The organism is Streptomyces sp. CRN 30, assembly GCF_034105845.1.
On sequence record NZ_JAVRHI010000366.1, the window covers coordinates 1 to 8852 of the forward strand.

The window sequence follows — 8852 nt, forward strand, 5'->3', positions numbered from 1 at the left end:
GAAGAGGAAACCGCCCATCGCGGCCGCCGCCGCGATGAAGATGACGTGCCCGAGATGATCGGGGTGAGCCGTTCTGGCTCCTGAACTGGGTGCCTGCGCAGAGCTGCTGGTCACGTGTACTCCTCGGGCCACCGGCAACGCTGCCGGGGTGGTTCACCTCCGGAACCGCCTGAAGGTTCCTGAAGGAAAAAGCAACGTTGCAGAGACTATGTCTTCAAGTTTCGAAGTCAAAGGGGAAGAGGTGTGAGCTACAAGACGTTCTGCACCGCGATCGATGGTGAGTTGTGTTCAAGAGTTGAAGTCGGCCTTACCGCAGCCGTTGGCTGATGACCTTGGACACGCCGTCACCCTGCATGGACACGCCGTACAGCGCGTCGGCGACCTCCATGGTCCGCTTCTGGTGCGTGATCACGATCAGCTGCGACGCTTCCTGGAGCTCCTGCATGATGCGGATCAGCCGCTGGAGGTTCGTGTCGTCCAGCGCCGCCTCGACCTCGTCCATCACGTAGAACGGACTGGGCCGCGCCTTGAAGATCGACACCAGCAGCGCCACGGCCGTCAGCGACCGCTCCCCGCCGGAGAGCAGCGAGAGCCGCTTGACCTTCTTGCCCGGCGGCCGGGCCTCGACGTCCACGCCCGTGGTGAGCATGTTGTCGGGGTCGGTCAGCACCAGCCGTCCCTCGCCGCCGGGGAACAGCCGCCCGAACACGCCCTCGAACTCCCGTGCGGTGTCCCGGTAGGCCTCGGTGAAGACCTGTTCGACGCGCTCGTCGACCTCCCTGACGACCTGGAGCAGGTCGGCGCGGGTCTTCTTCAGGTCCTCCAGCTGCTCGCTGAGGAACTGGTGCCGCTCCTCCAGCGCCGCGAACTCCTCCAGCGCCAGCGGATTGACCTTGCCGAGCTGCTGGTAGGCGCGCTCCGCGGCCTTCAGCCGCTTCTCCTGCTCGCTCCGGACGAAGGGCCGGGGCCGGTTGCGCGGGTGTTCCGGGTCGTCGGGGAGTTCCTCGCCCTGGGCGGGGGGCGAGGGCGGCACCATCTGGTGCGGCCCGTACTCGGCCGCGAGAGCTGTGGGTTCCACACCGAGTTCCTCCAGCGCCTTCGTCTCCAGCTGCTCGATCCGCAGCCGTTTCTCGGCGCCGAGTACCTCGCCCCGGTGGACTGAATCCGTCAACTTGTCCAGCTCGGCCTTGAGGTCGCGGCCCGCCGTGCGGGCCCCGGCCAGTTCCTGCTCGGAGCGTGCCTTGGCGGCCTCGGCGGCGGTCCGTTCCTGGTCGGCGCGGGTGAGGGAGACCTCGACGTGCGCCAGCAGTCCGCGGGCCCCGGCGGCGACGGCCCCCGCGACGGCGGCCTCGTGCCGCAGCCGGGCGCGGCGCTGCTCCGCACGCGCGCGTGTCTCGCGTTCCGCGCGGGCGGCCCGGTCCAGGGAGTCGGCCCGGCCGGCCAGCGCCTTCACCCGTTCCTCGTGCGTACGGGCCTGGAGACGGGCCTCCATCTCGGTCTGCCGGGCGTTGGCGCCGTCGGCGGCGAGCCGGTCCCGGCGGGAGGTGTCGGGCTCCTCGTCGACCGGTGTCTCCTCGGCCACCGCGAGCCGCTCCGCCAGCTCCTCCACGTCCGTCAGCGCCTTGTCCAGCGCCTCCTGCGCCCGGTCGGCCGCGGCGGCGGACCGCTCGGCCTCGCCGGCCGCGCCCCGGGCCTGTCCGGAGAGCCGCCCGAGCTGCTGGGCGACGGACGACTTCTCCCGGTCGGCGGCCCGGCGCCGCTCGGCCAGCTCCTCCACCAGAGCGGCGCACTCCCGGCGCCGCTCCCCCGCCGCGTCCTGGACCCCGGCCAGCTCCTCGCACCGTACGGCCAGCTCCGCCAGCTCGGCGGCGGCCTCGTCGACGGACGCCTGTACTTCGATGAGGCTGGGCGCTCCGGCGGACCCGCCCTGCGCGAGGTGCGCGCCGAGCAGATCGCCCTCGGCGGTGACGGCGACCAGGCCCGGCCGGGAGTACACCAGCTCCTCGGCGTCCTCGAGGCCGCCGACGACGACGGTCCCGCGCAGCAGCCGCCGCACGGCGGGCATCAGCTCGTCCGGCCCCCGCACGAGATCGGCGGCGTGCGTCAGCCCGTCGCTCCGCGCCGGCTGGGTCCCACGGCCGGCGACCTCGCCGGGCACGTCGGTGCGGGATGTGCCGGCGGTGTCCTCGGGCGCGCCCGTGATCAGCAGGGCCGCCCGGCCCGCGTCCTGTTTGCGGAGCAGGCGCAGGGCGTCGGCCGCCGCGGTCGGGGAGGTCACGGCGAGGGCGTCGGCGGCGGCGCCGAACGCGGCGGCGAGGGCGGCCTCGTGTCCCGGGGCCACGGTGAGCAGTTCGGCGGCCGGGCCGAGCAGCCCGGAGAGACGGTCGCGCGCGGCGAGCAGCGCGCCCGTGCCGTCCTTGCGGCGCAGGCCCAGGGCGAGCGCGTCGTGCCGGGCCCGGGTCGCGGCGCGGGCGCGTTCCGCTCCGGTGACCGCCTCCCGCGCGGCCGTCAGCGCGGCCTCGGCCTCGGCGAGCCCCGCCTTGGCTCCCTCGTGGCGTGCGGCGAGTTCGTGGTCGTCGGCGTCGAGCCCGTCGACCTCGGCTTTGAGCGTCTCGTACTCCGTCTGCGCGGCGACGGCCCGCTCCCGTGCCTCCTCCCTGGCGGTGGCCAGCCGTTCGATCTCGGCCTGGGCGGCGGCGGCGCGGGAGCGGGCGGCGCCCACCTGGCCGCTGAGCCGTGCGAGGCCCTCGCGGCGGTCGGCGATGGCCCGTGCGGCGTCCTTGAGGCGGCGTTCCTCCGCGGCCAGCTCCCGTTCGAGCTCCGCGCGGTGTGCGACCGTGTCCTCCAGCGCGCGCCGGGCCGCCTCCAGGGCGGCCTCCAGCTCGGCCTCCTGTTCGCGGACGCGGGCGGCGTCGCGCTCCAGCTCCTCCGGGTCGCGGCCCCGGCGCTCCTCCTCGGGGGCGGACGTGGCGCTCTTCACGCGCGCGTCGGCCAGCGACACCGTGCCGCGCACCCGTTCGGCGAGCTGGGACAGCTCGTACCAGGTCTGCTGGGTCCGCTGGAGGCGCGGGGTGAGCCGGCGCACCTCGTCCTCCAGCTGTGCCTCGCGCCGCAGCGCCTTGCCCAGCTCCTGTTCGGCGGCCTCCTTGCGCTCCTTCAGCGCGGCCTCGTCGGCGATCTCGGCCCGCAGCGCCTCGCGCAGCCGGACCAGGTCGTCGGCGAGGAGCCGCAGCCGGGCGTCGCGCAGGTCGGCCTGGATGACGGCGGCCCGGCGAGCCACCGCCGCCTGGCGGCCGAGCGGCTTCAGCTGGCGCCGCAGTTCGTCCGTGAGGTCCTGCACGCGCGCGAGGTTGGCCTGCATGGCGTCCAGTTTCCTGAGCGCCTTCTCCTTGCGCTTGCGGTGCTTGAGAACACCGGCGGCCTCCTCGATGAAGGCGCGGCGGCCCATGGGATCGGCGTGCAGGACGGAGTCGAGCTGGCCCTGGCCGACGATGACGTGCATCTCGCGGCCGATGCCGGAGTCGGAGAGGAGTTCCTGGATGTCCAGGAGGCGACAGGTGTCACCGTTGATCTGGTACTCGCTGCCGCCGTTGCGGAACATGATCCGCGTGATGGTGACCTCGGCGTACTCGATGGGCAGGGCCCCGTCGGAGTTGTCGATGGTGAGGGACACCTCGGCCCGGCCGAGCGGCGGGCGGCCGGTGGTGCCGGCGAAGATGACGTCCTCCATCTTGCCGCCGCGCAGCGACTTGGCGCCCTGTTCGCCCATGACCCAGCTGAGCGCGTCCACGACGTTCGACTTGCCCGAGCCGTTAGGACCGACCACGCAGGTGATGCCCGGCTCGAACCGGAGCGTGGTCGCCGAGGCGAACGACTTGAACCCGCGGAGGGTCAGGGCCTTCAGGTGCACGCCGCCGGACTCTACCTTCCGGTGGTGTCTCACTCCACGAACGCTTGGACCCGCGCGGTTTCACCGTTGAACGCGCAGGGCACATCAGACGTTAAAGAAGCTGAAGGCGCGTGGGGGCGGATCGGCGCGGGGGCGCGGGAGGAAAGAAAGAAGGGACGCCGAAGCGTCCCTTGCAACTCTGAGCAACCGAGCGGTTGTACGGGTGCCAACCACTGCTGGTGCTGTGCCGGAGCGATGCAGTGATCAGTGTGAGTGATCAGGTGAGCGCGGGCTCCGCCTGGTGTGCGTCAACGCTCTCCATGCTCTCCAGGATCCTGTCGTGAGAAGCGGCAGCCGCCAGCGCGTCGTTCTCCGCCTGAATCCGGACGAGCTCGGATTCCAGGTCCTGGACGCGCTGCTGGAGCCGTCGCATCTCGGCGAGGAGTCGCGGGTCGGAGCCGCCGACGTAACCGAGAAGCGCCTTTGCCATGATGGATGGTCCTCCACAATGAGTGACCGACCGATGCGGTGTGGGTCGTGAGGGATTCGCACCCGCGGTGCCTGGCACTTTTCTTCGCGTTCTTACTGCTGTTCCTACTGCCGTCCAACCATGCCAAACAGCTAAGGTGCGCGGGGCTTTCAGAGTCTCACCAAAAAGTTTGACGGTCAACACGATCACACCCCGTATTGGCGGACGGCCCGGGGCACGCGGCGCGGGAACGGCGGCGCTGCCTCTTCTGCGGGCCCCTCGGGGCGTGGCGATGATCCTGCCGTCCGGAGCCTGCCATGGCAAGCGATTCTTGGCAACCACCTGCTCGTTTCCGCTCCGGACGGGCTCGCGGAGGCGGCTCGGGGCCGTGGGCGCGGGGCCGTCGCCGGCCGGGGGTCAGCGGATGGCGAAGCCGTCGTAGCCGCCGCGGGGTGTGTCCCAGATCTCGGTGACGCCGTCCACGCGGCCGGGCGTGTCGTCGCCGCGGAGCCAGTCGAGGAGTCCTTCGCAGCGCTCCCGGGGGCCCTCCGCGACCACTTGGACGCGCCCGTCCCCCAGATTGAGAGCAAAACCACTCAGGTCGCCCAGCTCCAGTGCCCTCGCCCGCGTGAACCAGCGGAAACCCACACCCTGGACGCGTCCGCGCACCCAGGCGACCAGTCGTACATCCTCGCTCATGAGTGCAACCTAACGGGCCGATGTCCCTGCGGGCACTTCCTCCCCCGGCGCCATGCGGTACCGTCCCGACCCAATGAAACTCACATGAAACTCACTCGATCGTGTGGGTTTGGTGTTGATCAAGGGGACTTGATCAAGAGGACGAGTCGACCGCGAGTACGAGGAAGGCCAGTACATGGGACGCCACCGACGCTCCGCCGCCGGCCGCCGCGCCGCCGAGGCCGCGCAGCCGGAGGGCTCCGGGGCACGGCCCCACGACCCGCGGGCCTTCGCCGGGGACGGCCCCACGCTGGGGACGGCCCCCTACCTGAACCCCGAGGCGTACGCCGAGGAGCGGGCCAGGAGCGACGCCTACCTGTACGGCACGCAGGGCACGGCCGACGACGGCTCCCGGCAGCCGGCCGGTGCCACGGTGGCCTTCCCCCAGGACGGCTTCCGGCCCGAGGGCGACCGCGCCGAGGACGGCCCCGAACGCCCGGGAACACGCCGCCGCCGGAAGAAGGCGGGCGGCGCCCCGGTCCGTACGGGCCTGCTCGGTGCCTCCGCCGCCGTCGCCCTCGGCGCGGTCGCCGTGGCCACGGGCGTGGTGCCCGGCCTCGACGGGCTGCGCATCGGCGGCGGTCCGGGCGGCAGCGACAAGGTGCAGGCCGCGGACTCCCCCGCCAACACACCCGGCGGACAGGGCGGCACCTCCGGCACCGTCGGCAGCGGCGGCGAGGACGCGGCGGCCGGCGCCGGCCGCTCGGCATCCCCCTCCTCCCCCGCCGCCTCCGCGTCGGGGAAGCCGTCCGCCCCGGCATCCCCCACCCCGGACGAGAAGACGCCGTCGCAGGAGAAGAAGGAAGAGAAGAAGGCCGAGAAGGCGGCGGAGGCACCTGCGGCGTCCGACGCCGGAGAGACCGGGTCCACCCCGTCGCGCTCGGCCACGCAGGAGGCCCAGCAGCAGACGGAGAGCCCGTCCGGCGGGTCCGCCGCCGTCTCCCGCGAGGCCGCGGCCGAGGCGGAGGTGCTCCGGCTCGTCAACGTGGAGCGGGCCAAGGTCGGCTGCACACCGGTCGCCGCCGACAGCGCGCTGTCCGGACTGGCGGAGAGCTTCAGCGAGGCCATGGCCGCCGAGGACTTCTTCGACCACACCGACCCCAGCGGCCGGACCCCCTGGGACCGGGCCGAGGCAGCTGGGATATCCGGCCTCGGCGGCGAGAACATAGCCCGCGGCCAGGCGGACGCCGCGGCCGTGATGGACGCCTGGATGAACAGCGAGGGCCACCGGGCCAACATCCTGAACTGCGACTTCACGTCTCTGGGCGTCGGAGTCCACTTCGGGTCGGGCGGCCCCTGGTGGACGCAGGACTTCGGATACTGACGCATACCGGGCGGTCGGCGCCCTCTGCGGGACAGCGCTGCGCTCACGTACGCTGGAAGACATGTCGACCACGCACGAGCGCACGGAGGGGCTGAGCCTTCCGTACGACGTGTTCTCCCGGGCGTGTCCGTCCCGCGGCACGCTGGAGCACGTCACGGGGCGCTGGGGAGCGCTCACGCTCGGGGCCCTGTTCGAGGGCTCCCTCCGCTTCAACGAGCTGCGGCGCCGGGTGGACGGCGTCAGCGAGAAGATGCTCTCCCAGACCCTGCACGCGCTGGAGCGCGACGGTCTGGTGCACCGCGAGGCACAGCCCACCAACCCGCCTCGCGTCGACTACGAGCTGACTCCCCTCGGCCGTGAGACGGCCCGCCGGCTGATCGCCCTCATCGAATGCCTCGAAGGCAGCATGGACGAGGTCCTCGCCGCGAGAGAGCGCTACGACGCCGAGCGCGTCGCTACGGCGTGACGCGCGGCGGGCGCTGGCACTTCGGGCAGTAGTAGCTGGACCGGTTCATCCACGGCCGGCGGCGCATCGGCGTGGTGCAGCGGCCGCAGGGCTGCCCTTCCCGGCCGTACGCGTCGAGCGAGCGGTCGAAGTAACCGGACTCCCCGTTGACGTTGACGTACAGGCTGTCGAAGCTGGTGCCGCCGACCGCGAGGGCCGCGTTCATCACGTCCCTGACATGGCCGAGCAGCTCGGCGGTACGGGGCCGGGTGAGCGTCGCCGTGGGACGTTCGTAGTGCAGGCGGGAGCGCCAGAGCGCCTCGTCCGCGTAGATGTTGCCGACGCCGCTGATCAGAGACTGGTCGAGCAGGGCCCGCTTGACGGTGGTGCTCTTGCGGCGCAGTGCCCGGTGGAAGGCGTCGTCGTCGAAGAGCGGGTCCAGCGGATCGCGGGCGATGTGCGCGATGACGTCGGGCAGCCCGTCGGGGCCGGTGTCGTGCAGAGAGAGCCCGCCGAAGGTCCGCTGGTCGACGAAGCGCAGCTCGGTGCCGAGGGCGTCGGCGAACCGCACCCGGACGCGCAGGTGTTTCTCGGCCGGGGCCTCGTGCGGCTGGACCAGCAGCTGTCCGCTCATGCCGAGGTGGGCGAGGACCGCCTGGCCGCTGTCCTGGAGGGGCAGCCACAGGTACTTGCCGCGGCGGCTGGGCACACCGACGCGGTGGCCCTTCAACCGCTGGGCGAAGTCGTCGCCCCCTGCCAGGTGGCGGCGGACGGCACGGGGGTGCAGGACGTCGGCGTCGGCGACGGTCCGGTGGGCGACCCATCGCTCCAGACCACGCCGGACGACCTCGACCTCGGGCAACTCGGGCATGCGCTTCCCATCGGCGGGACGGTGTGGCGACGACACCGAGCGCCCGCCCCGGGCGGGGGCGGGCGCTCGGGTGCGCTTCTCTTCTTCGGAGCGAAGCGGATCAGGCGGAGGCCGACGGTGCGTCGGCGCTCTCCTCGGCGGCCTCGGCCGCCTTGGCGCGTTCGTCCGCCGCGGTCCGGATGGACCGCCACGCGGACTCCGCGGCCTGCTGTTCCGCTTCCTTCTTGCTGCGGCCGGTGCCGGTGCCGTACGAGACGCCTCCGACGCGGGCGGCAGCGGTGAAGGTCTTCTCGTGGTCGGGGCCGGTCTCCGTGACCAGGTACTCGGGGACGCCGAGCCCTTCGGTCGCGGTCAGCTCCTGGAGGCTGGTCTTCCAGTCCAGGCCGGCGCCGAGGTTCGAGGACTTCTCGATCAGGGGGTCGAAGAGGCGGTGCACCAGCTCCCCCGCCGCGTCCAGACCCTGGTCGATGTAGACCGCGCCGATCACCGCTTCGAGGGTGTCGGCGAGGATGGATGCCTTGTCCCGGCCGCCCGTGCCCTCTTCACCGCGGCCGAGCCGGATGAAGGAGCCCAGGTCGAGCCCGCGGCCGACCTCCGCCAGCGCACGTGAGTTGACCACCGCGGCCCGCAACTTGGCCAGCTGGCCTTCGGGCAGGTCGGGGTGGGTGCGGTACAGCGTGTCGGTGACGACGAGACCGAGCACGGAGTCCCCGAGGAACTCCAGCCGCTCGTTCGTCGGCAGACCGCCGTTCTCGTACGCGTAGGAACGGTGCGTCAGCGCACGCACCAGAAGGGCGGACTCGAGGTGGTACCCGAGCCGCCCTTCCAGAAGCGTGTGGGACGAGGCCTGGTTGTCCGCCTTCTTCTTGGCGGACGGGTCCGCCTTGGCGTCTTCCGCCTTCTTGGCAGTGGACACAGTGCCTGTCACCAGCCGCTCAGACCTCGAGGACCTGGCGCTTGTTGTAGGTGCCGCAAGACGGGCACGCGATGTGCTGCTGCTTGGGCTCGTGGCAGCGCTCGCACGCAACCAGGGTGGGGACCGCAGCCTTCCACTGCGACCGGCGGTGGCGCGTGTTGCTGCGCGACATCTTCCGCTTCGGAACAGCCACGGCTACT

At 72.1% G+C, this 8852-nt stretch carries 8 protein-coding genes; 2 read left to right on the plus strand and 6 right to left on the minus strand.

Annotated features, from left to right (window positions below; genetic code table 11):
- Positions 1-307: 307 nt before the first annotated feature.
- The 3 genes from smc to UW392_RS38790 all read right to left on the minus strand — a co-directional run bounded on the left by smc (position 308) and on the right by UW392_RS38790 (position 5057).
- Positions 308-3910, minus strand: coding sequence for a chromosome segregation protein SMC (gene smc / locus UW392_RS38780; protein WP_320779942.1), 3603 nt, complete (start codon positions 3908-3910; stop codon positions 308-310).
- Positions 3911-4166: 256 nt separating this feature from the next.
- The gene (locus tag UW392_RS38785; RefSeq protein ID WP_320779943.1) at positions 4167-4379 is read right to left on the minus strand and encodes a hypothetical protein; all 213 of its coding nucleotides are present in this window, start codon (positions 4377-4379) and stop codon (positions 4167-4169) included.
- A 396-nt stretch (positions 4380-4775) separates the two neighbouring features.
- Positions 4776-5057, minus strand: a complete 282-nt coding sequence (locus UW392_RS38790; protein WP_320779944.1) for an acylphosphatase — start codon at positions 5055-5057, stop codon at positions 4776-4778.
- Positions 5058-5232: 175 nt separating this feature from the next.
- On the opposite strand from UW392_RS38790, the gene UW392_RS38795 reads away from it, so the two are divergent.
- On the plus strand, positions 5233-6420 hold the full coding sequence (locus tag UW392_RS38795; RefSeq protein ID WP_320779945.1) for a CAP domain-containing protein: 1188 nt from the start codon (positions 5233-5235) through the stop codon (positions 6418-6420).
- 61 nt (positions 6421-6481) lie between these two features.
- Positions 6482-6886 (plus strand): helix-turn-helix domain-containing protein, encoded by a 405-nt coding sequence (locus UW392_RS38800; RefSeq protein WP_320779946.1) that lies wholly within the window; start codon positions 6482-6484, stop codon positions 6884-6886.
- On the opposite strand, the gene mutM is transcribed toward UW392_RS38800, so the two are convergent.
- The 3 genes from mutM to rpmF all read right to left on the minus strand — a co-directional run bounded on the left by mutM (position 6876) and on the right by rpmF (position 8845).
- Entirely contained in the window at positions 6876-7736 is an 861-nt protein-coding gene (gene mutM / locus UW392_RS38805) for a bifunctional DNA-formamidopyrimidine glycosylase/DNA-(apurinic or apyrimidinic site) lyase (RefSeq protein WP_320779947.1), read from the minus strand. The two genes, UW392_RS38800 and mutM, sit on opposite strands and share 11 nt — an antisense overlap.
- A gap of 100 nt (positions 7737-7836) precedes the next feature.
- Complete coding sequence (rnc, locus tag UW392_RS38810; RefSeq protein ID WP_320779948.1) at positions 7837-8664, minus strand: ribonuclease III; 828 nt, start codon at positions 8662-8664, stop codon at positions 7837-7839.
- 7 nt (positions 8665-8671) lie between these two features.
- A complete protein-coding gene (gene rpmF, locus UW392_RS38815) occupies positions 8672-8845 on the minus strand; it encodes a 50S ribosomal protein L32 (protein ID WP_003951102.1) in 174 nt (57 codons plus the stop codon).
- Positions 8846-8852: the final 7 nt, after the last annotated feature.

Coding starts and splice junctions, on each gene's coding strand:
- UW392_RS38785 (WP_320779943.1), bottom strand. CDS start 4,379: ATGGCAAAGGCGCTTCTCGGTTACGTCGGCGGCTCCGACCCGCGACTC.
- UW392_RS38790 (WP_320779944.1), bottom strand. CDS start 5,057: ATGAGCGAGGATGTACGACTGGTCGCCTGGGTGCGCGGACGCGTCCAG.
- UW392_RS38795 (WP_320779945.1), top strand. CDS start 5,233: ATGGGACGCCACCGACGCTCCGCCGCCGGCCGCCGCGCCGCCGAGGCC.
- UW392_RS38800 (WP_320779946.1), top strand. CDS start 6,482: ATGTCGACCACGCACGAGCGCACGGAGGGGCTGAGCCTTCCGTACGAC.
- mutM (WP_320779947.1), bottom strand. CDS start 7,736: ATGCCCGAGTTGCCCGAGGTCGAGGTCGTCCGGCGTGGTCTGGAGCGA.